General features: G+C 70.4%; 20 protein-coding genes and 1 pseudogene. 8 read left to right on the top strand and 13 right to left on the bottom strand.

Annotated elements, in window-relative coordinates; genetic code table 11:
* The first annotated feature begins 25 nt into the window (after positions 1–25).
* Positions 26–2,305, top strand: a complete 2,280-nt coding sequence (locus IE206_RS32565; RefSeq protein ID WP_189968546.1) for a transglycosylase domain-containing protein — start codon at positions 26–28, stop codon at positions 2,303–2,305.
* A gap of 63 nt (positions 2,306–2,368) precedes the next feature.
* Here the strand turns inward: IE206_RS32565 and IE206_RS32560 are convergent, their stop codons facing one another.
* The 3 genes from IE206_RS32560 to IE206_RS32550 form a co-directional block, all read right to left on the bottom strand.
* Positions 2,369–4,405 (bottom strand): ATP-binding SpoIIE family protein phosphatase, encoded by a 2,037-nt coding sequence (locus tag IE206_RS32560; RefSeq protein ID WP_189968544.1) that lies wholly within the window; start codon positions 4,403–4,405, stop codon positions 2,369–2,371.
* A gap of 293 nt (positions 4,406–4,698) precedes the next feature.
* Complete coding sequence (gene fomD / locus IE206_RS32555) at positions 4,699–5,379, bottom strand: cytidylyl-2-hydroxypropylphosphonate hydrolase (RefSeq protein WP_189968542.1); 681 nt, start codon at positions 5,377–5,379, stop codon at positions 4,699–4,701.
* 55 nt (positions 5,380–5,434) lie between these two features.
* Positions 5,435–6,826, bottom strand: coding sequence for a class II fumarate hydratase (locus IE206_RS32550; RefSeq protein ID WP_189968541.1), 1,392 nt, complete (start codon positions 6,824–6,826; stop codon positions 5,435–5,437).
* Positions 6,827–6,959: 133 nt separating this feature from the next.
* Between IE206_RS32550 and IE206_RS32545 the strand changes: the two genes are divergently transcribed.
* Positions 6,960–8,483 carry a ricin-type beta-trefoil lectin domain protein gene (locus IE206_RS32545; protein WP_189968539.1) on the top strand — a complete coding sequence of 508 codons (1,524 nt, stop codon included), beginning with the start codon at positions 6,960–6,962 and terminating at the stop codon, positions 8,481–8,483.
* A gap of 21 nt (positions 8,484–8,504) precedes the next feature.
* Here IE206_RS32545 and IE206_RS32540 read toward each other — a convergent pair whose 3' ends face one another.
* Together IE206_RS32540 and IE206_RS32535 are read right to left on the bottom strand one after the other, a co-directional pair.
* Complete coding sequence (locus tag IE206_RS32540; RefSeq protein WP_189968537.1) at positions 8,505–8,807, bottom strand: NfeD C-terminal domain-containing protein; 303 nt, start codon at positions 8,805–8,807, stop codon at positions 8,505–8,507.
* A gap of 134 nt (positions 8,808–8,941) precedes the next feature.
* The gene (locus tag IE206_RS32535; protein WP_189968535.1) at positions 8,942–10,603 is read right to left on the bottom strand and encodes a fumarate hydratase; all 1,662 of its coding nucleotides are present in this window, start codon (positions 10,601–10,603) and stop codon (positions 8,942–8,944) included.
* Positions 10,604–10,769: 166 nt separating this feature from the next.
* On the opposite strand from IE206_RS32535, the gene IE206_RS32530 reads away from it, so the two are divergent.
* Positions 10,770–11,468, top strand: coding sequence for a DUF1707 SHOCT-like domain-containing protein (locus IE206_RS32530; RefSeq protein WP_189968533.1), 699 nt, complete (start codon positions 10,770–10,772; stop codon positions 11,466–11,468).
* 151 nt (positions 11,469–11,619) lie between these two features.
* Complete coding sequence (locus IE206_RS32525; protein WP_053726269.1) at positions 11,620–11,973, top strand: WhiB family transcriptional regulator; 354 nt, start codon at positions 11,620–11,622, stop codon at positions 11,971–11,973.
* Between the two features lie 152 nt (positions 11,974–12,125).
* Here the strand turns inward: IE206_RS32525 and glpX are convergent, their stop codons facing one another.
* Positions 12,126–13,157 carry a class II fructose-bisphosphatase gene (gene glpX / locus IE206_RS32520; protein ID WP_189968531.1) on the bottom strand — a complete coding sequence of 344 codons (1,032 nt, stop codon included), beginning with the start codon at positions 13,155–13,157 and terminating at the stop codon, positions 12,126–12,128.
* A gap of 128 nt (positions 13,158–13,285) precedes the next feature.
* On the opposite strand from glpX, the gene IE206_RS32515 reads away from it, so the two are divergent.
* Positions 13,286–13,846, top strand: a complete 561-nt coding sequence (locus IE206_RS32515) for a DUF4245 domain-containing protein (protein ID WP_189968529.1) — start codon at positions 13,286–13,288, stop codon at positions 13,844–13,846.
* Between the two features lie 92 nt (positions 13,847–13,938).
* On the opposite strand, the gene IE206_RS32510 is transcribed toward IE206_RS32515, so the two are convergent.
* From IE206_RS32510 to IE206_RS32495, 4 genes are all read right to left on the bottom strand, one after another.
* Complete coding sequence (locus IE206_RS32510; RefSeq protein ID WP_189968527.1) at positions 13,939–14,529, bottom strand: malonic semialdehyde reductase; 591 nt, start codon at positions 14,527–14,529, stop codon at positions 13,939–13,941.
* 271 nt (positions 14,530–14,800) lie between these two features.
* The gene (locus IE206_RS32505; protein ID WP_189968525.1) at positions 14,801–15,031 is read right to left on the bottom strand and encodes an exodeoxyribonuclease VII small subunit; all 231 of its coding nucleotides are present in this window, start codon (positions 15,029–15,031) and stop codon (positions 14,801–14,803) included.
* 10 nt (positions 15,032–15,041) lie between these two features.
* The gene (gene xseA / locus IE206_RS32500) at positions 15,042–16,256 is read right to left on the bottom strand and encodes an exodeoxyribonuclease VII large subunit (protein WP_189968522.1); all 1,215 of its coding nucleotides are present in this window, start codon (positions 16,254–16,256) and stop codon (positions 15,042–15,044) included.
* Positions 16,257–16,265: 9 nt separating this feature from the next.
* Complete coding sequence (locus tag IE206_RS32495; RefSeq protein ID WP_189968521.1) at positions 16,266–17,717, bottom strand: APC family permease; 1,452 nt, start codon at positions 17,715–17,717, stop codon at positions 16,266–16,268.
* A gap of 75 nt (positions 17,718–17,792) precedes the next feature.
* Between IE206_RS32495 and IE206_RS32490 the strand changes: the two genes are divergently transcribed.
* Together IE206_RS32490 and ppgK are read left to right on the top strand one after the other, a co-directional pair.
* Positions 17,793–18,782, top strand: a complete 990-nt coding sequence (locus IE206_RS32490; RefSeq protein ID WP_189968518.1) for a 4-hydroxy-3-methylbut-2-enyl diphosphate reductase — start codon at positions 17,793–17,795, stop codon at positions 18,780–18,782.
* Between the two features lie 90 nt (positions 18,783–18,872).
* Positions 18,873–19,616 carry a polyphosphate--glucose phosphotransferase gene (ppgK, locus tag IE206_RS32485; RefSeq protein WP_373301025.1) on the top strand — a complete coding sequence of 248 codons (744 nt, stop codon included), beginning with the start codon at positions 18,873–18,875 and terminating at the stop codon, positions 19,614–19,616.
* A 75-nt stretch (positions 19,617–19,691) separates the two neighbouring features.
* On the opposite strand, the gene IE206_RS32480 is transcribed toward ppgK, so the two are convergent.
* On the bottom strand, positions 19,692–20,285 hold the full coding sequence (locus IE206_RS32480; RefSeq protein WP_189968514.1) for a DUF6542 domain-containing protein: 594 nt from the start codon (positions 20,283–20,285) through the stop codon (positions 19,692–19,694).
* A gap of 174 nt (positions 20,286–20,459) precedes the next feature.
* On the opposite strand from IE206_RS32480, the gene ychF reads away from it, so the two are divergent.
* Complete coding sequence (gene ychF / locus IE206_RS32475) at positions 20,460–21,548, top strand: redox-regulated ATPase YchF (protein WP_189968512.1); 1,089 nt, start codon at positions 20,460–20,462, stop codon at positions 21,546–21,548.
* A 92-nt stretch (positions 21,549–21,640) separates the two neighbouring features.
* Here the strand turns inward: ychF and IE206_RS42750 are convergent, their stop codons facing one another.
* Both IE206_RS42750 and IE206_RS42745 read right to left on the bottom strand, forming a co-directional pair.
* A complete protein-coding gene (locus IE206_RS42750) occupies positions 21,641–21,901 on the bottom strand; it encodes a DNA/RNA helicase domain-containing protein (RefSeq protein ID WP_226598870.1) in 261 nt (86 codons plus the stop codon).
* Between the two features lie 70 nt (positions 21,902–21,971).
* Positions 21,972–22,403: pseudogene (locus IE206_RS42745) on the bottom strand (DNA/RNA helicase domain-containing protein); the annotation flags it as partial.
* Positions 22,404–22,420: the final 17 nt, after the last annotated feature.

Below are 22,420 nucleotides of genomic sequence, written 5' to 3'. Positions count from 1 at the left end.
CATATGAAGGCGAGCGACTGAGGTTATGGGCCGAGCGGAAGAGCGGCGCGCCCGGCAGGGCGGGGCGCGCCGGGACAAGCAGAAGGTGAAGAAGAAGGGCATACGCCGGTTCTTCACCTGGAAGAAGGTGCTCGGCACCTTCTTCGGCCTCTGCCTCCTCGCGATGGGCGCGTTCTACGTCATCTACCTGATGGTGCCGATCCCGACGGGCAATGACGAGGCCCAGATGGAGAGCAACGTCTACAAGCTCTCCAACGGCCAGGTGCTCGCCCGCTCCGGCACGGTGAACCGCGAGGCGGTCTCCCTCGAAAAGGTCCCCGTACCGATTCAGCACAGCTTCGTCGCCCTGGAGAACAAGACCTTCTACGACGACCAGGGCGTCGACTTCAAGGGCACCACCCGAGGCATCCTCAAGACCCTGATGGGCAAGGGTGCCCAGGGCGGCTCGACGATCACCCAGCAGTACGTCAAGAACAACTACCTGACGCAGGAGCAGACGGTCACCCGCAAGCTGAAGGAGATCGTGATCTCCCTCAAGGTGGACCAGCGCTACAGCAAGGACGAGATCCTCGCCGGGTACATGAACACCAGCTACTACGGCCGGAACGCCTACGGCATCCAGGCCGCGGCGCAGGCGTACTACGGCAAGGACGTCTCCAAGCTGACGCTGGAGGAGGGCACTTACCTCGCGGCGCTGCTCCAGGCGCCCAGTCAGTACGACTGGCAGACGGCGGGCCCGATCGGCAAGCAGCTGGTCCAGGGGCGCTGGAACAAGGCCCTCGACAACATGGTCGAGAAGAAGTGGCTCACGCCCGAGGAACGGGCGAAGCTGAAGTTCACGCCCCCCAAGGACGCCAAGGTCGACGCCGGCATGGGAGGCCAGACCGGGTACCTGGTCGCCGCCGCCAAGGCCGAGGTGATCCGTAACGGGGTGGACCCCGCCGTCCTGGACCGCGGTGGCTGGACGATCACGCTCAACATCGACCCCGCCAAGCAGAAGCTCCTGGAAGGCGCGGTCAAGGCGCAGCTGACCAGCAAGCTCGACCCGAACAAGCGCAAGGTCGACGCGGACCTTCAGGCCGGCGCGGCCTCGGTGGACCCGAAGACCGGCTCGGTGGTCGCCCTCTACGGCGGCCAGGACTTCCTGAAGCACCAGCTCAGCAACGCCACCAACCCCACCTACCAGCCCGCCTCGACCTTCAAGCCGGTGATCCTCGCGGCCGCCTTCAACCAGGGCGCCGAGACGCAGGACGGCAAGCAGATCACGGCGAACACCGTCTACAACGGCGACAGCAGGCGGCCGGTCAAGGGCAGTGACATCCCCTTCGACCCGCCGAACGAGGACGACGCGAGCTACGGCCCCGTCAGCGTGCAGGTCGCGATGAACAAGTCGATCAACTCCGTCTTCGCGCAGATGGGCGTCGACGCCCACCTCGACAAGGTGCGCGACACCGCCGTGCAGATGGGCATGACGTCCCTCAATGGCCTGAAGCCCGTGCCCGCCATGACGCTCGGCTCCTACGGCGCGAGCCCGCTCCAGATGGCCGCGGTGTACGCCACGCTCGACAACCACGGCAAGAAGGTCACGCCGTCGATCGTGAAGTCGGCCGAGCACAAGGACCACAAGTACGACAAGCCCGACCCGATCGGCAGCCAGGTCATCAGCAAGCAGGCCGCGGACTCGGTCACCTCGGTGCTCACCGGCGTGGTCGACGACGGTACGGCCCAGAAGTCGGTGGCCGAGGCCGACAACCGCGACGGCAAGCAGGTCGCGGGCAAGACCGGTACCTCCGACGACAACAAGTCGGCCTGGTTCACCGGCTACACCCCCGACCTGGTCACCTCGGTCGGGCTGTGGGGCGAGGCGGCCGAGCCGCGCGTCATCAAGGTCGACGGCAAGAGCGTGAACATCCCCAGGGGCGGCCAGGTCACGATGACCAACGGCGCCGGCGAGGACGGCCGCATCAACGGTGGCTCCATCCCGGCCCGCATCTGGGCCGCGTACACCTTCGACGCGGTCAAGGGCGGCGCCGCCAAGTTCGACCTGGACACCGACCAGGGCGCGGCCGTCGAGCCCGCCTACACGCCGTCCAAGCCCGCGTCGAACACGCCGTCCAAGTCCGCGTCGAACACGCCGTCCAAGTCCGCGTCCAAGACCCCGTCGAACACGCCGTCCAACACCCCGTCGACCCCGACCAACTCCCCGTCCGGCACGACCTCGCACAAGCCGAAGCCGCCGACACCGACGGCCTCGAACTCGGGCGGGGCGAGCCCGCCGGTGGACCCGCTCAACCCCAACGGCTGACAACGGCCGACGGCCCCCACCCCGGGACACCGGGAGTGGGGGCCGTCTCGTTCCGGAGCCGGTTCAGGTACGGGTGGGCAGCTCGAACCAGACCACCTTGCCGCCGGAGAGCCGGGTGGCGCCCCAGCGTCTGGCGAGCCGGTTCACCAGGAAGAGCCCGCGCCCGCCCTCGTCGGTCTCGCGCGCCCGGCGCTGGCGGGGCAGCTGCGGGGAGTCGTCCCCGACCTCGCAGCGCAGGACGTCGGTCTTGAGCAGCCGGAGCGTCACCGGCCGCTCCGCGTAGCGCACGGCGTTGGTGACGACCTCGCTCACCAGGAGCTCCACCGAGTCCGTCAGCTCCTCCAGGCCCCAGCGCTCCAGCGCCCGGCGGGCGAGGCGGCGGGCCCGGCCGGGGGCGGTCTCCTCCGGGTCCAGGAACCAGTACGCGACATCGCTCGGCGCGATGCCGTCGAAGCGGGCGGCGAGCAGCGCGATGTCGTCGTCGCGGTCGCCGGGGCCGAGCATGTCGAGCACGTCGTCGCAGAGCGCTTCGAGCGGTGGCGAGTGGTCGGGGCCGGTCAACTGGGCGGTGGCGGCGAGCCGTTCACGCAGCTGCTCGATGCCGGTCCACACGTCGCGCAGGCGCGATTCGACCAGCCCGTCGGTGTACAGGAGCAGTGTGGCGCCGGCCGGGGCGTCCAGCTCGACCGCCTCGAAGTCGACTCCGCCCACGCCGATCGGGGCGCCCGGCGGCACCCTGAGGACCTCGGCGCGGCCGCCGAGGTGGAGCAGCACCGGTGGCGGGTGGCCGGCGTTGGCGATGGTGATGCGGTGCGCGACCGGGTCGTACACCGCGTACAGGCAGGTCGCCATGCGGTCGGTGCCGAGCCGCTGGGCCTGCTCGTCGAGGTGGTGCAGGACCTCGGCGGGCGGCAGGTCGAGGCCCGCCAGGGTCTGCGCGGTGGTGCGCAGCTGGCCCATGATCGCGGCCGAGGTCATGGAGTGGCCCATGACGTCGCCGACGACCAGGGCGACCCGGCTGCCGGGCAGCGGGATCGCGTCGTACCAGTCGCCGCCGACCCGGGCGGTCTCGGCCGCCGGCAGGTAGCGCGAGGCGAGCCGCACGCCGGTGGGCTGGGGGAGGCTGTCGGGCAGCATGGTGCGCTGGAGCTCGTCGGCGATGTACGCCTCGCGGCCGTACAGGACGGCCTTGTCGATGCCGAGGGCGGTGTGCGTCGCCAACTGGGCAGCGACCAGTAGGTCGTTGGCCTCGAAGGCGGGCCGTTCGGGTCCGCGCACGAAGACGGCGGCGCCGATCACCCGCCGCCGGCCACGGAGCGGCGCGAGTATCGCCCGCCGGCCGCCGGGCACCGTGCGGTCGGGACCGAGCAGTTCGGCAAGGGCCGCGCGGGCGGCGGGGGACTCGGCGAAGACCGGCCGCACCCCGCGCAGGACCTCGTCGAGCTCGCCGCCGGTGCGCACCTCGCACAGCTCGGAGGCCGGGGTCAGGTCGGGTCCGGGGCCGAGCAGGATGAGGCCCTCGGACTCCGCGCTCTCGCTGAGCGCCTCGTCCACTAAACGCAGCCGGTCGGTGCGGCGCAGACGCAGCACGAACGGCGTCGCCGGGCGTTCGTCGCCGACCGGCAGCGGGTCGCGCAGGTGGACCAGGATGGCGTCGGAGAACGTGGGCACGGTGGCCCGGCACAGGCCGAGGACGATCTCGTCGAGATCTATGCCGCGGGCGATCCGCCGGGTCGCGGCGCCCACGAAGCGCAGCCGGTCGCCCTCGCGGCGGGCCACCGCGGCGGCCCCGTCACCGGGCCCCGAAGCCCCCGATCCGCCCTCGCCGGGCACTCCGGGCACGCCGACGGAAGGCACGGCGGAGGCGGCCGCGGCGTCCCGGCTGCCGCGCTCGGGCTGGCCGGGCACGGAGGCGGTCACGCCGCCGCTCCGGTCGGCGGCACGGGCGCCCAGCGGGCCGCGCCGGGCCGGAACGCCCGGGTCCGGGGTGTCGGCATGGGGCCTCCCCTGCTCCTCAAGAGTGTGGGGAAGGGGCTGCTCGGTGGGCCGGGCGAGTTCCTTGCGCCGGCTCTCGTGCGAGGTGGGCTGGGGCTCCGTCACGCGTCGGGTTCCGTCCGTCCGGGATGAGACATCCACCCTGCCGCGAGCGGCGGCAGTGGCAGCGACAGGGTAAGGATGCGCGATGCGGTCGCTTCACGCCGTATACCCTCCCCCACGTTCTCGAGGCACGGGGGCGGACCCGACCGGGCGGCGGCGACACCGGGCATGCTCCACCCCCCTGTGGTGACATACGGTCAATTCTTGCACCGGGACTGCCGATTGCTGCTGGTGGCCCCTGCGTGGCCCCGCGGAGGACGATCCTACGTTTGAACCCCGGGGGCGCATCAAGGGTCTCACGACGTCATATGCGCCGGGGTGCGATCCCAGTCCGCCGGGAGCGCGGGTACGGGCCACAGCGGATCGGGCCGCCACGCCTCCCAGCCGTCCGAGAACGGCCGGCCCCACGCCTCGATCACCTCGACCGCGGCGTGCCCGGCCTCCCGGACCCGCCCGGCCCGCTCGCCGTCCATCAGGCCGACCCGCTGGGCCTGGGCGAACTCGTCCTCGTCCAGCCAGCGCCAACTCCGGTCCGGATGAACGGAGATGTCGAGGAAGTGGTCCGTGGAGTCGATGCCGCCCGACCACCGGGCGCGCGGCTCCTCCAGGTTCACGTACCAGTTCTTGAAGCGCCAGCCCCGCTCCCAGAAGAGCCACACCGACCACGGCTCGCCGGGGCGCGCCAGCTTGAGCACGCCGGAGCCGAACCAGTGCGAGCGCTCCGTGGTGCGCGGGGCGGTGTAGCGGGTGGCCAGGGGTTCCTTGTGCAGGGGCCGGCCGTCGGCGAGCATCGGGCGTACGCACTCGGTGCCGGGCGCCATCCACACGGCGAGCACGTCGTCGGTGTCCTGGACGACCGTGACCGGACGGCAGATGTGGAACCCGCCCGTTTTCGGGCCCGGGGCGTGATCGCGATAGCGCCAGAGGATCTGGTCCCCTGGCGCCCAGTGTGGGGTGCCGCCTCCTGTACCTGCCATGCGCAGATATTACGGAGTGCGGTCAAGACCACGCTGCGATACAGATCACCCGGTCTCAGGGACGGGTCATCCGCAGCACGTCGAGCGCCTCGTCGAGCTGCTCGACGGTGAGGTCGCCGCGCTCCACGTAGCCGGATTCGAGGACCACTTCACGGATGGTCTTCCGCTCGGCCAGGGACTTCTTGGCGACCTTGGCGGCCTCCTCGTACCCGATGTACTTGTTGAGCGGGGTGACGACGGACGGCGAGGACTCGGCGTACTCACGGGCCCGCTCCACGTTCGCGGTGATGCCGTCGACGGTGCGGTCGGCGAGGAGCCGGGAGACGTTGGTGAGCAGCCGGATCGACTCCAGGAGGTTCTTGGCGATCACCGGCAGCATCACATTGAGCTCGAAGTTGCCGGCCGCACCCGCCGTGGCGACGGTCGCGTCGTTGCCGACGACCTGGGCCGCGACCATGAGGACGGCCTCCGGAATGACCGGATTGACCTTTCCGGGCATGATCGACGAGCCCGGCTGGAGGTCGGGAAGACTGATCTCGGCCAATCCCGTACGCGGCCCCGAGGCCATCCAGCGCAGGTCGTTGGAGATCTTCGTGAGGGAGACGGCGATGGTGCGCAGCTGCCCGCTGGTCTCCACCAGGCCGTCGCGCGCCCCCTGTGCCTCGAAGTGGTCCCGGGCCTCGGTGAGCGGAAGGCCGGTGGCCCGCGCGACCTCGGCGATGACGGCCGCCGAGAAGCCGTGCGGGGTGTTGATGCCGGTCCCGACCGCCGTGCCGCCCAAGGGGAGTTCGGCCAGGCGCGGCAGTGAGGAGCGCAGCCGCTCGATGCCGTACCGGACCTGCGCCGCATAGCCGCCGAACTCCTGGCCAAGGGTCACCGGGGTGGCGTCCATCAGGTGCGTACGGCCCGACTTGACCACGTCGGCGAACTCGGCCGACTTGCGCTCCAGGGCGGCCGCCAGGTGGTCGAGGGCGGGGATCAGGTCGGCGGTGACGGCGGCCGTCGCGGCGATGTGGATGGAGGAGGGGAACACGTCGTTGGAGGACTGCGACGCGTTGACGTGGTCGTTGGGATGGACGTCGCGGCCGAGCCGCTCGGTGGCGAGCGTGGCCACGACCTCGTTCATGTTCATGTTCGAGGAGGTGCCGGATCCGGTCTGGAAGACATCGACCGGAAAGTGCTCGTCCCAGCGCCCGTCGGCGACCTCCCCGGCCGCCTCCTCGACGGCTCCCGCGATGTCCTTGTCGAGCACGCCGAGCTCGGCGTTGACCTTGGCCGCGGCCGCCTTGACGCGGGCCAGCGCCTCGATGTGGGCGCGCTCCAGGCGCTGCCCGGAGACGGGGAAGTTCTCCACCGCCCGCTGCGTCTGCGCCCGCCACTTGGCCTGCGCGGGGACCCGCACCTCGCCCATCGAGTCGTGCTCGATGCGGTACTCGCTGTCGTTCATGTCGCTGAACCTCCTGGGGGCTGCACGTTTTCTCGGGTCCCGAAAAACTTGAGCACTTGTCTTGTTCTACCTATTCCCAACACGCCTTACTGGCCAGTAAATACCGGTGGTAACCAATATCCGGGGAGGCGCAATGAGGCGCACCAGGCACAGACTTCGCTGTACGTTCGCGGCCGCCGTGGCCGTGGCGGCCGCGTTCGCAGGCATGGCGGCCGGCGCGACGACCGCGCAGGCCGCGGCCACGCCGTCCGCCCAGTCCACTCCGCTCTCGCCCGAGCTGGAGAAGATCCGGGCGGCCGAGGCGACCCAGCTCTACGGCAGCCCGGCCGAGCGGCCGATGGCCGACCGCAAGACCGGCTTGATCTCGCTGGGCGACAGCGAGATTTCCGGCGAGGGCGTCGGCACCTACGAGCCCGGCACCAACGGCCCCGACAACTGGTGCCACCGCTCGCCCGACTCCGCGATCCACCGCACCGGCATTCCGGCCGACGAGACGTACAACGTCGCCTGCTCGGGCGCCTACACCGGGAACATCGTGATCGGCGGGAGCAAGCAGTACGCCGACGAACTGGTCCAGAGCGACAGCCTCGCCATCAAGGCGCGCAACACCCGCATCAAGATGGTGCTGCTCGTGGCCGGGGCCAACGACGACCTCCAGTTCGCCCCGGTCATGACCGACTGCGTCGAGCGCTACCTGCTGCTCCAGGGGCCGTGCCAGTCCAAGTACGAGTCCGGCTGGCAGGCCCGTGTCGACGGGCTCGTGCCCAAGGTCGAGCGGACCGTGAGCGACCTCAAGACCGTGATGCGCGACGCCGGTTACACCGACGGTTCGTACAAGCTGGTCGTGATGGGCTACCCGAGCCCGATCGGCCCGGACTTCCACGACAACCCCAGCTTCCCGGGCAAGCTCGCCTGCGGTGGCCTGGGCTACGACTCCGACACCGTCTGGGGCCGCAACACCGCGGTGCCCGCCTTCGAGGTCGGCATGCGCAAGGCGGCCGAGGACACCGGCGCGACCTACCTCGACAACTCGCGGCTCTTCAACGGCCACGAGGTGTGCATGGAGGACACCTGGGCCCGGGGCCTCTACATCGACCTCTCCAAGCCCGGACTGCCGGACTCGAACTCGGTCCGCCAGTCCTTCCACCCCAACTACCGGGGTCACGGCGCCTTCGCCTCCTGCCTCACCCAGCTTTACAACTCCGGTGCGCAGGAAGGCAGTTGTGCCGACCCGGCGTCCACCGGAGCCCCGGTGCTCTACCCGCTCGCCTGGGACGACGCGTACAAGCCGCTGAAGAACGCGGCGACCGGGACGTGCGTCGACGTCACCGCGGCGAACAGCGCCAACGGTACGACGGTGGGCGGCTGGGACTGCCACGGCGGGCGCAACCAGGGCTGGTGGTACGACAGTGACCGGGGGTCCGTCCACACCCAGCTCACCCAGGACCGCTGCCTGGACGTGCCGGGGGCGAACTACACCGCCGGCGCCAAGCTGATCATCTGGAACTGCTCGGGCGCCGCCAACCAGGAGTGGGTGCGCCAGTCCGGCACCCTGCGCCCGGCCGCGGCGACCGATCTGTGCGCCACGCTCGGCGCCGCCAAGGACCCGCTCACCCTGCGGCCCTGCGACGCCACCGCGAGCCAGCGCTTCGCCTGACCCGGACGCCACCCGGCCCCGTCACGGACAGCCGTCCGCGGCGGGGCCGAGGTGCGCCACCTCGATGGCCGAGGGCGACAGGGCCGCCGACACCCGCACGCGTGCCCCGAAGCCGAGCGGGGTGCGCGCCCTGGCCGCGTACTTCAGCGACCGGCCGCGCACACAGAACAGCACCTCGCCGTAGCCGCCGCGCGGGATCGGCGTGACCACCCGGCCCGCCTCGCCGACCAGTGCGTGGGCCGTCGGCGACGCCTTCGCGCGGCGCCGGCGCAGTGCCTGGTCGAGCCCCGTCAGTAAGCCGCCGGGCCCGAGAAGAAACCCCAACTGCGCCACCCCTCCCGGTGGTTGAACCTCCCCGGCCGATGCGGCGGCCGGGGCGATTGCGGACACATGCCAGGATAGGTGGCTAATTCACACGGCCCTTAGGGCCTTTGGACCCTATTCGGGCCCGGTGACAACTAGGCGCCCCGGACGGGGATGTTCAGGAACGTCGGCGGCTCGGCGGGGGCCTGGAAGAAGTCGTTGCCCTTGTCGTCCACGACGACGAACGCCGGGAAGTCCTCGACCTCGATCTTCCACACCGCTTCCATGCCGAGCTCCTCGTACTCGACGACCTCGACCTTCTTGATGCAGTCCTGGGCCAGACGCGCGGCCGGGCCGCCGATCGAGCCGAGGTAGAAGCCGCCGTGCGTGCCGCACGCGTCGGTGACCTGCTGGGACCGGTTGCCCTTGGCCAGCATCACCTTGGAGCCGCCCGCCGCCTGGAACTGCTCGACGTAGGAGTCCATCCGGCCGGCCGTCGTCGGGCCGAACGAGCCGGACGCGTACCCCTCGGGCGTCTTGGCCGGGCCCGCGTAGTACACCGGGTGGTCCTTGAGGTACTGCGGCATCTCCTCGCCCGCGTCGAGCCGCTCCTTGATCTTGGCGTGCGCGATGTCGCGGGCCACGACCAGCGGGCCGGTCAGCGAGAGGCGGGTCTTGACCGGGTACTTGGTGAGCTCGGCCAGGATCGCGTCCATCGGCTGGTTGAGGTCGATGCGTACGACGTCGTCGTCGCCCGCGTCCAGGTGCTCGTCCGTCGTCTCGGGCAGGAAGCGCGCCGGGTCGGTCTCCAGCTGCTCCAGGAAGACGCCCTCGGCGGTGATCTTCGCGACGGCCTGGCGGTCGGCCGAGCAGGACACGGCGATCGCGACGGGCAGCGAGGCGCCGTGCCGCGGCAGACGCACCACGCGCACGTCGTGGCAGAAGTACTTGCCGCCGAACTGCGCGCCGATGCCGATCTTCTGGGTCAGCTCGAAGACCTTCTTCTCCAGCTCCTCGTCCCGGAAGCCGTGCCCCAACTCCGAGCCCTCGGAGGGGAGTTCGTCCAGGTAGTGCGCGGAGGCGTACTTCGCGGTCTTCAGCGCGAACTCGGCGCTGGTGCCGCCCACCACGATCGCCAGGTGGTACGGCGGGCACGCGGCGGTGCCGAGTGAGCGGATCTTCTCCTCCAGGAACTTCATCATGGAGGACTCGTTCAGGACGGCCTTCGTCTCCTGGTAGAGGAACGACTTGTTGGCCGAGCCGCCGCCCTTGGCCATGAAGAGGAACTTGTAGGCGCCGCCGTCGGTCGCGTACAGCTCGATCTGCGCGGGCAGGTTCGAGCCGGTGTTCTTCTCGTCCCACATGGTGAGGGGCGCCATCTGCGAGTAGCGCAGGTTGAGGTTGAGGTAGGCGTCGTAGATGCCGCGCGACAGGGCCGCCTCGTCGCCGCCCTCGGTGAGCACGTTCTGGCCGCGCTTGCCCATGACGATCGCGGTGCCGGTGTCCTGGCACATCGGGAGCACGCCCGCGGCGGCGATGTTCGCGTTCTTCAGGAGGTCGAGCGCGACGAACTTGTCGTTGCCCGAGGCCTCGGGGTCGTCGATGATCTTCCGCAGCTGGGCCAGGTGCGCCGGGCGGAGGTAGTGCTGGATGTCGTGGATCGCCTCGGCGGCGAGCTTGCGCAGCGCCTCCGGCTCGACCTTGAGGAACGTACGGCCGTCGGCCTCGAAGGTGGAGACACCCTCGGCGGTCACCAGGCGATACGGCGTGGTGTCCTCTCCCAGGGGGAGAAGGTCGGAGTACTGAAACTCTGGCATTGCGGCCATTCCTCACTCGGCAGACAGCTGCTGCACCTCCATTGACACAGCACCCACCAGCGTATGCCGCCGCCACCGGCACGATCCTGTGAGGTAAGGCTCAGTTGCCGAGCTCGCCCCGTCCCGCGACTAGTCGCGATCTATCGCGTTTGGGTACGCTGGCTCCGTGGACCTCGAAAAGCACGCTCAGCCGGACCCCGCGGAGCCCGCGAAGGCCGACCTCGTCAAGCCTGCCGAGCCCCCGGCGCTGCGGGCCTCCGACGCGGACCGGGACCGGATCGCCGACATCCTGCGCGACGCGCTGGCCGAGGGACGGCTCGATGCCGCCGAGCACTCCGAGCGCATCGACGCGGTCTACCGCGCCAAGACGGTCGGCGAACTGGAACCCCTGGTCCAGGACCTGCCCGCGGCCGGAGCCCGCCCGCGCCCGGTGGCCGCCCCCGATCCGCGCGTGCCGGGGGAGTCCGACGTACCGGTCGACGCCGAGAACCTCGTCGCGGTCTTCTCCGCCTCCACCCGCAAGGGCCGCTGGCGCGTCGGGAAGCGCACCAACGCCTTCTCGCTGTTCGGCAGCGTGGAGATCGACCTCACCGAGGCGCTCTTCGAACAGCGCCTGGCCGTCATCAACGCGACTGCGATTTTCGGCAATGTGGAGGTCCGGGTCCCGGAGAATCTGAGCCTGCGCGGCAGCGGCACCGGCATCTTCGGCAACTTCGAGGTGCACACCCTGGAAGCCGACGATCCTGAGGCGCCGGTGGTCGTCGTCAATGGATATTCCGTCTTCGGCAATATCGAGGCCAAGCCGAAGCGGGGCAAGCGCATCGCCGACCTCCATGACCGGCTGCGCAAACGGCTCGAATCCTGACGGCCGGATCGGCGCGCGGCGGCGCAAGGTTCAGGCCATCGGTGACCCGAGCGAAGTTCCGCACTACGGAACTCAGTGCATAGGCGCGCGTACAGCGGGTAGGGACTGTCGCATCGTCGCTCGCTCGCGAAGCCGTCGTCAGGAGTAGACCGTGCTGCATCCGCCGCATCATTCCCTGCAGGTCGCCGCCGTTCCGCCGCAGCGTGGTCCAGCTCGGGAGGATCAGGCGGGCCCATGGCATGCGGAGGCGGTCTGCCGCCGGGACGAGGCGGGCCTGTTCTTCGCCCCGTCCAAGGAACCGACGGCGGCCCGGCTCTCCCGCGAGGAGGCCGCCAAGCGGGTCTGCGCCCGCTGTCCCGTCATGGTGGAGTGCCGCGAGCACGCCCTGCTCATGCCCGAGCCGTACGGGGTGTGGGGCGGCCTGACCGCGGCCGAACGCCGGGTGGTCATCGCCCGCCGCCGCCGGCGCGAGGTCGAACTCAAGAAGGCCGCGTCCGCCGCATAGCTCCGCACACGGCTCTGCGTACGTGAAGGGGTGCCCCCGCCGCACTACGGGGACGCCCCTTCACATACGTACGAACTGCCTTGGCGCAGTGGTTACTTGGCCATCGGTCACGTGGCCGTCAACTGCTTGGCCGGTGGCTGCTTGGCCTGTGACTACTTGGCCCGGTCGAAGTCGACCGCGCTGTAGGCGCGCAGCTTGGACAGGCGGTGCGTCGAGTCGATCTGGCGGATGGTGCCGGACTTCGAGCGCATCACGAGGGACTGGGTGGTGGCGGTCTCGGCGCGGTAGCGCACCCCGCGCAGGAGCTCGCCGTCGGTGATGCCGGTGGCGACGAAGAACACGTTGTCGCCGCTGACCAGGTCGTTCGTGGAGAGCGTACGGTCCAGGTCGTGCCCGGCGTCGATCGCGCGCTGCCGCTCGGCCTCGTCCTTGGGCCACAGCTTGCCCTGGATGACACCACCCAGGCACTTGATCGCGCAGGCCGAGATGATGCCTTCCGGGGTGCCGCCGATGCCCATGAGCAGGTCGACGCCGGTGCCTTCGCGCACAGCCATGATCGAACCGGCGACGTCGCCGTCCGAGATGAACTTGATGCGCGCGCCGGTCTCCCGGATCTCCTTGACGATGCCCTCGTGGCGGGGGCGGTCGAGGATGACCACGGTGACGTCCTCGGGCGAGGACTTCTTGGCCTTGGCGACCCGGCGGATGTTCACCGAGACCGGGGCGTTGATGTCGACGAAGTCGGCGGCCTCGGGGCCGGTGACCAGCTTGTCCATGTAGAACACGGCCGACGGGTCGAACATGGTGCCGCGGTCGGCGGCGGCGAGCACGGCGATCGCGTTCGGCATGCCCTTGGCGTTCAGGGTGGTGCCGTCGATCGGGTCGACGGCGATGTCGACCTCGGGGCCGGTGCCGTCGCCGATGCGCTCCCCGTTGTAGAGCATGGGGGCTTCGTCCTTCTCGCCCTCACCGATGACGACGACGCCGTTCATCGAGACGGTGGAGACGAGGGTCCGCATGGCGTTGACCGCGGCGCCGTCCGCGCCGATCTTGTCCCCGCGGCCGACCCAGCGGCCGGCGGCCATGGCGGCGGCCTCGGTGACCCGCACCAGCTCCAGGGCCAGGTTGCGGTCGGGAGCCTCCGGGGAGACTTCGAGTTCGGACGGCAGATGATGCTCGGTCATCGGAGCGCACCTTTCTGTACGGCGACGGCCGCAGGATAAAAGAGGGTGCTAGGACTCTATCGGCACATCGACAAATTGAGCAGTGGGGTCCACGTATGAGCGGCGACATGACCTGAGAACATGGGGTCGTGGCAGGAACGCGCAGCAGCAAGCAGACAGTCCGGAACATGCTGCAGTCGCTGGCGGTGATCGGCATCGCGGCGGCTGTGATCTATGTGTTCATCCCGCACGACGAATCGGCCGACCCGGTCCAGACCGTCGACTACCAGGTCGAGCTCACCATGGCGCGACGGATCGCGCCGTACCCGGTGGCGGCCCCGGTCGGCCTGCCCGACCAGGGCAAGTGGCGGGCGACCTCGAAGTGGTACGACGGCGCCAAGAGCAACGCCTGGCACCTGGGCTTCCTCGACCCCGAGAACCAGTACGTCGCGATCGAGCAGTCGACCGCGCCCTCGGACAAGTTCGTCGCCGAGGTCAGCAAGAGCGCGACGAAGACCGACAAGTCGCAGAAGATCGCGGGCGCGACCTGGACGTTCTGGGACGGCCCCAAGTACGACGCCCTCGTCCGCCAGGACCAGGGCTCCACGACGGTGGTCACGGGCACGGCCCCGTACGAGCAGCTGGTGACGATGGCGGGGGCCCTGGAGTCGAAGAAGACAGCGCCTGCGACGCCGACGCCGACGGGCTGAGACTTCCTGACGTACGCCGCGTACGACGAGGGCCGCCGCACCATTGCCGGTGCGGCGGCCCTCGTCGTACGTGCTGTGCGCTGTGCGCCGGCTCAGACGGTGGTGACGACGTCCTCGTAAGCCAGGCGCGGGCTGCGCGGGAACCACGCGTTCTCGCCGGGCTTGCCGATGTTGACGACCATCAGCGGGGTGTGGTCGTCGTCCAGGAACTCCTTCTGGACGCCGGCGAAGTCGAAGCCGGTCATCGGGCCCGCGGCCAGGCCGGCGGCGCGGACGCCGACGATGAAGTACGCGGCCTGCAGCGCGGAGTTGAGCAGCGCGGCGCTCTCGCGGACCGGGCGCTCCGAGAAGAAGGCGTCCTTGGCGGCCGGGAAGTGCGGGAAGAGGGCCGGGAGCTCCTCGTGGAACTCGTTGTCCGAGGAGAGGATCGCGACCAGCGGGGCGGCGGAGGTCTTCGGCTGGTTGCCCTCGGCCATGTGCTTGACGAGGCGCTCGCGGGCCTCGGGGGAGCGGACCAGGGTGATGCGCAGCGGCGACTGGTTGAAGGCGGTCGGGCCGTACTTGACCAGGTCGTAGATCGCTTGGACCTGCTCGTCGGTCACCGGCTCGTCGGTGAACGTGTTGGCGGTGCGGGCCTCACGGAAGAGGAGGTCCTGGGCGGCGGGGTCAAGGGCGAGGGACATCTGGAAACACCTTCCGGGCTGCTGATCAAGCGATGTCCTCGACCGTACGGGAGAGTTACGTTAACTTTCAACTAAATCCCGCTGCGCGTGATCAGCCTCACAGTGCACTGCTCCTTCGGTCTGCGGACCGTGGGTGACTGGTCGCGCGGTTCCCCGCGCTCCTGGCAGGGTTGATGCCGCCCTGCGCCGCGTCTTCGGCCTGTCCGGCGGTCGGGGACGAGCGTCCTCAAGACGCGATCGGGGTCTGGGGCGGAGCCCCGGCGGGACGGGGTCAGCCGGCCTCGCCCTGGTCCGCCAGTGCCGCGTCGAGGCGGGCCCGGGCCCCCTCCAGCCACCGGCGGCACACCTTCGCCAGCTCCTCCCCCCGCTCCCAGAGCGCAAGCGACTCCTCCAGGGACGTACCCCCCGCTTCGAGCCGCCGCACCACGTCGATCAACTCGTCCCGCGCCTGCTCGTACCCCAGCGCCGCATCATCCGATGCCGCCTCGTCCGTCTTGGCCATGTGATCCACCCTAAGTCCGCGGTACGACAGTGACGTGCAGTTCGCCCTCGGCGACCCGGGCGCGCAGATCCTCCCCGGCCGCGACCTCCTCGGGGGAGCGCACCACCTCGCCCCCGGCCCGCTGGAGCACCGCGTACCCCCGCTCCAGGGTGGCCTTCGGCGACAGGGCCACCACCCGGGCGTGGGTGTGCGACAGCTCGGAGTCGGCCCGGTCGAGGTGGTGGCCGAGCACCCGGCGCGAGCGGTGGAGCAGCGCGTCCACCTCGTCGGCCCGGTCGTCGACCATCCGGTGCGGCCGCTCCATCCAGGGCCGGCCGAGCACCCCGGCGAGCCCCCGCTCCTCCCGGTCGACGAGGCCGACGACATGGCGGCGGGCCCGGTCCCGGAGCATCCGGACCCGGTCGAGCTCCTCGCCGACGTCCGGCACGACCTTCTTCGCGGCGTCGGTCGGGGTGGACGCGCGCAGGTCCGCGACCAGGTCGAGCAGCGGCGCGTCCGGCTCGTGCCCGATCGCCGAGACCACCGGCGTACGGCACTGGCCGACCGCCCGCACCAGCTGCTCGTCCGAGAACGGAAGCAGGTCCTCCACGCTGCCGCCGCCGCGCGCCACGATGATCACGTCGACGTCCGGCAGCTCGTCGAGCTCCTTCACCGCCTGGACGACCTGCGGCACCGCGTGCACCCCCTGCACCGCCACGTTGCGCACCTCGAAGCGCACCGCGGGCCAGCGTCGCCGCGCGTTCTCCAGGACGTCCCGCTCGGCCGCCGAGGCGCGCCCCACCACGAGCCCCACGAGCTGTGGCAGGAACGGGAGTCGGCGCTTGCGGTCCAGGGCGAAGAGCCCCTCCGCGGCCAGGGTCCGCTTCAACTGCTCCAGTCTGGCGAGCAGTTCACCGATGCCGACGGGCTTTATCTCCACCGCCCGCAGCGAGAGCTGGCCGCGCGGCGCGTACCACTCGGGCTTCGCGTGCACGACGACGCGCGCGCCCTCCGAGACCACGTCGGCCACCGCGTCGAACACCTGGCGGTAGCAGGTGACGCCCACCGAGATGTCGTGCGAGGGGTCGCGCAGGGTCAGGAACACCACGCCCGCGCCGGGCCGCCGCGAGAGCTGGGTGATCTGCCCCTCCACCCAGACCGCGCCGAGCCGGTTGATCCACCCCCCGATGAGGCGTGACACCTCGCCGACGGGGAGCGGCGCGTCCGCACTCGTATTCAGAGCCATGTACGCAGGCTAGCCCGCCCCACTGACAGTCCCGCCCGGCGCCGGGGGGTCCGCGTCGGTGCCGCCCCGGCGGCCCCACTGCAGGGCGAGCACCACCAGGCCGACCGCCAGCCAGCCCAGGCCCACCAGTTGGGCCGTGGCCGTCGCCTCCCAGATCACCGCGACGATGACGGCCGCGCCGAGCACCGGAATCACCACATGGCTCAGCCAGTTGGGGGCGCCTTCCATGCGACGTACGGCGTACCAGGCGACCACGGAGACGTGCAGCAGGAAGAACGCGGTGAGCGCGCCCATGTCGACCACCGAGACGAGGTGGTCCATGCCGTCGTCGCGCCGGGCCGCCCACACCGCGGCCACCAGCGTGATGACCGCGGCGAGCAGCAGCGCCGCGCGCGGCACCCCCGAGCCGGTCCGCGACAGGAAGCGCGGCAGGCGCCGGTTGCGGGCCATCGCGAAGACGAGCCGGCCCGCCGCGGCCTGCCCGGCCAGCGCCGCGAAGGCCGCCCCGATCGCCTTGCTGACCGCGACCAGGGTGTGCAGCCAGCCCCCGACCGACGCCTCCACGGTGTCGTAGAACGCCGAGCCCTGCTTGGCCGGGTCGGCCGCGAGCTGCGCCGACGACATCGGTTCGAGCAGCGCCGCCAAGTAGGACTGCACGACGAACAGGATCCCCGCCAGGACCAGGCAGAACAGCACCGCCCGCGCCACCTTCTCCGAGCCTCCCGTCACCTCCTCGGCGAACGTGGCGATCGCGTCGAAGCCCAGGTAGGAAAGGACCGCGACGGACACCGCACCCAGCACCGCCCCCGGCGAGAAGCCGGCATCCCCGCTGAGCGGCGAAAGCCAGCCCCGCTGCGCCCCGTCCCGTACGAGCACGACCGCCGCCGACACCACGAAGACGAGCAGCACCGCGATCTCCATGGCGAGCACCGCGAAGCCGACCCGGGCCGCGGCCCGTACGCCCCACAGGTTCAGGAGCGTGGTGATCACCACCGCGATCGCCGTCCACACCCAGCGCGACACCGACGGGACCAGGGAGTTCATCGCGATGCCGGAGAAGAGGTAGGCGACCGCCGGAATGAGCAGGTAGTCGAGCATCGCCATCCACCCGGCGACGAACCCGGGCCCCTCGCCGAGCGCCTTGCGCGCGTACGCGAACACCGACCCGGCCAGCGGCACGACCCGCACCATCTGGGCGTAGCTGAACGCGGTGAAGCCCATGGCGACCGTCGCCACCAGATAGACCAGCGCGACCGCGCCGTGCGACTTGGCGTCCAGGGTGCCGAAGATGCCGACCGGGGCCATGGGCGCGATGAAGAGCAGCCCGTAGACGACCAGGTCCCGGAACCCGAGACTCCGCCGCAGTTGCCCGGCCCCCTCGGCCACCTCGCCCGGTTCGGTCCCTTCCGTCCGGCTCCCGGGCTCCCGGGGCTCCCCGCGCTCCTCGCGTACGCCACTCATGCAGCCAGTCTCACCGGCTCCGCGATCTTTGGCCCGCGGGGCACGCCGGTCGGGCTTTGCGTGCCAGCCCCTACCATGGACGGCATGACTGCTACTGCTTCCCGCCGGGTCCTGCTCGCCGCTCCCCGCGGCTACTGCGCGGGCGTGGACCGTGCCGTGATCGCCGTGGAGAAGGCCCTGGAGCAGTACGGGGCGCCCATCTACGTCCGGCACGAGATCGTCCACAACAAGTACGTCGTGCAGACCCTGGAGAAGAAGGGCGCGATCTTCGTCGAGCAGACGGCGGAGGTGCCCGAGGGCTCCATCGTCATGTTCTCGGCCCACGGCGTCGCCCCGACCGTCCACGCGGAGGCCGCCGAGCGCAAGCTGGCCACCATCGACGCGACGTGCCCGCTGGTCACCAAGGTCCACAAGGAGGCCGTGCGGTACGCGAAGGAGGACTACGACATCCTCCTGATCGGCCACGAGGGCCACGAAGAGGTCATCGGCACCTCGGGCGAGGCCCCGGACCACATCACGCTGGTCGACGGCCCGGACGACGTGGCGAACGTCGAGGTCCGCGACGAATCGAAGGTCGTCTGGCTCTCCCAGACCACCCTCTCCGTCGACGAGACGATGGAGACGGTCGGCGCGCTCAAGAACAAGTTCCCCAACCTGCTCTCGCCGCCCAGCGACGACATCTGCTACGCCACGCAGAACCGCCAGGTCGCGGTGAAGAAGCTCGCCGAGGACGCCGAGCTGGTCATCGTCGTCGGATCCAAGAACTCCTCGAACTCGATCCGCATGGTCGAGGTCGCCCTGGACGCGGGCGCCCCCGCCGCCCACCTGGTGGACTTCGCGGACGAGATCGACGAGGCCTGGCTGGAGGGCGTCACCACGGTCGGCCTGACGTCGGGCGCCTCCGTCCCGGACGTCCTGGTCGACGGCGTACTGGAGTGGCTGGCCGAGCGCGGTTACGGCGACGTCGAGACGGTGAAGACGGCGGACGAGTCGATCACCTTCTCGCTGCCCAAGGAGCTCCGCCGCGACCTGCGCGCCGAGGCCGCGGAACTCTCGGGCGAGTAGCCCCGGCCGACCGCCCGGCGACTCGGGCGAGTCACTCCGTACCGCACGCCGGGCCGGGCGTCCGCCCGTACCGTGGATCTCATGAACGCCATGAGGAACGTGTTCGGAGTGGACGTCGGCGGATCCGGCATCAAAGGTGCCCCGGTCGACCTGGAGCGCGGCGACCTGGCGCAGGAACGCCACAAGGTACTGACCCCGCAGCCCGCCACCCCCGACGCGGTGGCGGGCTGCGTCGCGGAGGTCGTCAGCCATTTCGGCTGGTCGGGCCCGGTGGGCATCACGTTCCCCGGGGTGATCACCGCGAACACCGTCCGTACCGCGGCGAACGTCGCCAAGAAGTGGGTGGGCGTGGACGCGGCCCGGCTCTTCGGCGACCGCCTGGGCGGCCTGCCCGTCACCGTCGTGAACGACGCGGACGCGGCGGGCGTCGCCGAGATGCGCGTCGGCGCGGGCAGGGGCCGCAAGGGCACGGTGATCCTGCTGACCTTCGGTACGGGCATCGGGAGCGCGGTCTTCATCGACGGCCACCTCGTCCCCAACACCGAGCTCGGCCACCTGGAGCTGCACGGCCACGATGCCGAGAAGCACGCCTCGACCAAGGTCAAGGAGGACGAGGACCTGAGCTGGTCGCACTGGGCGCGCCGGGTCCAGAAGTATCTGGCCCACGTGGAGATGCTGTTCTCGCCCGAGCTGTTCGTCATCGGCGGCGGGGTGAGCCGCAAGGCCGACAAGTTCCTCCCGCTGATCGAGGGCATCGAGGCGGAGATCGTCCCGGCGCAGTTGCAGAACAACGCTGGGATCGTGGGGGCGGCGATGGTGGCGGCGGGGCGGTAGCCGGGGAGCGGGGGTGGGCCGGCTCGTGGCTCGCCCCCGGGCCGGGGCTGCCCAGCACCCTGCCGGGCGACGGTGTCAGAGCCTGCTCGTCGGCCCACCGGGCTTCTTCGAACCGCGCCGGCGCCGGCTCATCATCCGCACCTTGCGTACGGTGGCGATCACCCCGGCCACGAGCGTTCCGGCGTACAGCCAGCCGGCGTGCAGGGCGAGCGCGGTGACCACGGCCATGGCCTGCCCGCCGAAGCCGCCGACGCCGCCCGCGATCGGGACGATCCCGACGGCGAAGGCGATGGGCACGCAGATCGGGGCGGTCACCAGGTCGACGGGCCGTACCCAGACCGCGGTGACCGCGCTGACCGGCAGGAACAGCACTCCGTACACCGTCGGTGAGCCGTCCAGGAGCAGCGAGTCCAGGGTGCCGAGCACGAACATCAGAGCCGCGGCGAAGAGCCCGCCGCCGAGCCCGGTGAGCCGCGGGGAGGGCAGTCTGCGCAGCGCGGGGCCGGTGGGCGGCACCGGCCGGGCGTCGTCGGCCGGCCGGTGGACGGCGGCGTTCTCACCGTTCGCCGCCGCTCCCGCGGGCACGCCGATGGGCGCCCGGGAGGATCCCGGCGCCGAGGTCCGTGCTTGCTGTCCGTGCTGCGGGGTGCGCGTCCTGTATTGCTCCACCGCACCAACGTAGGTCGCCACAGGGGAGTAACCACCCATTGGACACGCCCTTTGGGCGAGCTTGGGCGTGCGTTCGACGGTCCGGGGCCGTCACGGCCGGTATCGCGCGCCCGTAAACTGGTGGACGGTCCACTCTCAGGACCGTCCACCGCCCTCGTACCGGGAAGTCGCCACGTGTCGCTCACGATCGGAATCGTCGGTCTGCCGAATGTCGGCAAGTCGACCCTGTTCAACGCCCTGACCAAGAACGACGTACTGGCGGCCAACTACCCGTTCGCCACCATCGAGCCCAACGTCGGCGTCGTGGGCGTCCCCGACGCCCGCCTGGCGAAGCTGGCCGAGGTCTTCGGCTCCCAGCGCGTCCTCCCCGCCACGGTCGACTTCGTCGACATCGCCGGCATCGTGCGCGGTGCGAGCGAGGGCGAGGGACTGGGCAACAAGTTCCTCGCGAACATCCGCGAGTCGGACGCGATCTGCCAGGTCATCCGTGCCTTCAAGGACGAGAACGTCGTCCACGTCGACGGCAAGGTGTCCCCGAAGGACGACATCGAGACGATCAACACCGAGCTGATCCTCGCCGACCTCCAGTCCGTCGAGAAGGCGGTGCCGCGCCTGACCAAGGAGTCCCGCCTCCAGAAGGACAAGATCGCGGTCCTGGCAGCGGTGGAGAAGGCCCAGAAGATCCTCGAAGCGGGCGACACGCTCTTCTCGCACGGCATCACCAAGGGCACGGAGCAGGGCGACCTCCTGCACGAGCTGCACCTCCTCACCACCAAGCCCTTCCTCTACGTCTTCAACGTCGACGAGGACGAGCTGGTCGACGAGGACTTCAAGAACGAGCAGCGCGCGCTGGTCGCCCCCGCGGAGGCGATCTTCCTCAACGCGAAGATCGAGTCCGAGCTGATCGAGCTGGACGACGACGAGGCCCTCGAACTCCTCCAGTCCATGGGCCAGGAAGAGCCCGGCCTCGCCACCCTGGGCCGAGTCGGCTTCGACACCCTGGGCCTCCAGACCTACCTGACAGCAGGCCCCAAGGAAACCCGAGCCTGGACCATCCCGAAGGGCGCCACGGCCCCCGAAGCGGCCGGCGTGATCCACACGGACTTCCAGAAGGGCTTCATCAAGGCGGAGGTCATCTCCTTCCACGACCTGATCGACGCGGGCTCGGTGGCGGAGGCCCGCTCGCGCGGGAAGGCGCGGATGGAGGGCAAGGAGTACGTCATGCAGGACGGGGATGTCGTGGAGTTCCGGTTCAACGTGTGACGGGTGCCCTGCTGAGCGCTGGGTGACTCGTCAGGCCTGCGGGTGGCGAGGGGCAGCTTCTTCGAGGAGCCGACCCCTTGCCGCTTCCCGCGTCACCCCCGCGGGCCGCTGCCCGTGCTGAGTGCGGGGGCGGCCGCCTGGGATTGCCGGGTGTACGCCTCGGCACCGGCCAGTTCCCGCAGCTTTTCGCGGGTCTCGGCGTCGGGCGAGTAAACCAGCGTGCCGATCATCCCCCGGGTCAGCAGCACCTTGTACGTGTTGCGGATCAGCCGGTCCACGTCCGCGTCCGGAACGCTCTGCTCCGGCTTCACGTTCCCCGGCATGGACCAGCCTCCGATGCGTACATCGTCCACGAGCTGTTTCCCGTCCGGGTTTCCACGGCCGGCAGAAGCCCGCCGTGATGCGCGCTGTGGATCCCTCTCGGTCGCGTGCTCGGATGAACTGATGCATCTGCTCCGGGCAGTTGGCGAGCAGGACCTCCATCCGCCCGTCCGGTCGCCAGGCCACCGGATCGGAGACGTCAAGACCCGGCAACTGCTGGACCCAGCGTTGGTACCGCTTGCTGCCGCCCGCCCTGAACGTGGCTTCCAGGTCCGTCACTTCGACGGTGCATCCGTTCTCCTCGGCGAGCTTCTTGAGACAGTCGGCGGTGCCCACCTCGTCCGGGCGGATCGACTGATGGTCGTCGAGCAGGAAGATCGGCACCCTGGCGGCCTTGATCAGATCGATTGCCTGTGGCCGCTCCCCCTCCCCAACGTCCACTCCGACGTCTGGTCGGCGGGCACTCCCGTTGCTCCCGACTGAGGTGTTGGACAGGCCGAAATCGGTCCGTCGAGTCACTCGGTGGGCGGCCATATGTGCGCCGTTCCAAG

The organism is Streptomyces violascens (assembly GCF_014649955.1).
Classification (GTDB): Bacteria; Actinomycetota; Actinomycetes; order Streptomycetales; family Streptomycetaceae; genus Streptomyces; species Streptomyces violascens.
The sequence above is the reverse complement of the archived record's forward strand: the minus strand, read 5'-3'. Positions and strand labels throughout refer to the sequence as shown.

Excerpts from the sequence above, each read along its gene's own strand:
- IE206_RS32495 (WP_189968521.1), bottom strand. The coding sequence starts at position 17,717 with ATGAGTGGCGTACGCGAGGAGCGCGGGGAGCCCCGGGAGCCCGGGAGC.
- ppgK (WP_373301025.1), top strand. The coding sequence starts at position 18,873 with ATGAGGAACGTGTTCGGAGTGGACGTCGGCGGATCCGGCATCAAAGGT.
- IE206_RS32505 (WP_189968525.1), bottom strand. The coding sequence starts at position 15,031 with ATGGCCAAGACGGACGAGGCGGCATCGGATGATGCGGCGCTGGGGTAC.
- xseA (WP_189968522.1), bottom strand. The coding sequence starts at position 16,256 with ATGGCTCTGAATACGAGTGCGGACGCGCCGCTCCCCGTCGGCGAGGTG.
- IE206_RS32565 (WP_189968546.1), top strand. The coding sequence starts at position 26 with ATGGGCCGAGCGGAAGAGCGGCGCGCCCGGCAGGGCGGGGCGCGCCGG.
- IE206_RS32550 (WP_189968541.1), bottom strand. The coding sequence starts at position 6,826 with ATGAACGACAGCGAGTACCGCATCGAGCACGACTCGATGGGCGAGGTG.
- IE206_RS32510 (WP_189968527.1), bottom strand. The coding sequence starts at position 14,529 with ATGTCCCTCGCCCTTGACCCCGCCGCCCAGGACCTCCTCTTCCGTGAG.
- IE206_RS32545 (WP_189968539.1), top strand. The coding sequence starts at position 6,960 with ATGAGGCGCACCAGGCACAGACTTCGCTGTACGTTCGCGGCCGCCGTG.
- glpX (WP_189968531.1), bottom strand. The coding sequence starts at position 13,157 with ATGACCGAGCATCATCTGCCGTCCGAACTCGAAGTCTCCCCGGAGGCT.
- IE206_RS32490 (WP_189968518.1), top strand. The coding sequence starts at position 17,793 with ATGGACGGCATGACTGCTACTGCTTCCCGCCGGGTCCTGCTCGCCGCT.
- IE206_RS32535 (WP_189968535.1), bottom strand. The coding sequence starts at position 10,603 with ATGCCAGAGTTTCAGTACTCCGACCTTCTCCCCCTGGGAGAGGACACC.
- fomD (WP_189968542.1), bottom strand. The coding sequence starts at position 5,379 with ATGGCAGGTACAGGAGGCGGCACCCCACACTGGGCGCCAGGGGACCAG.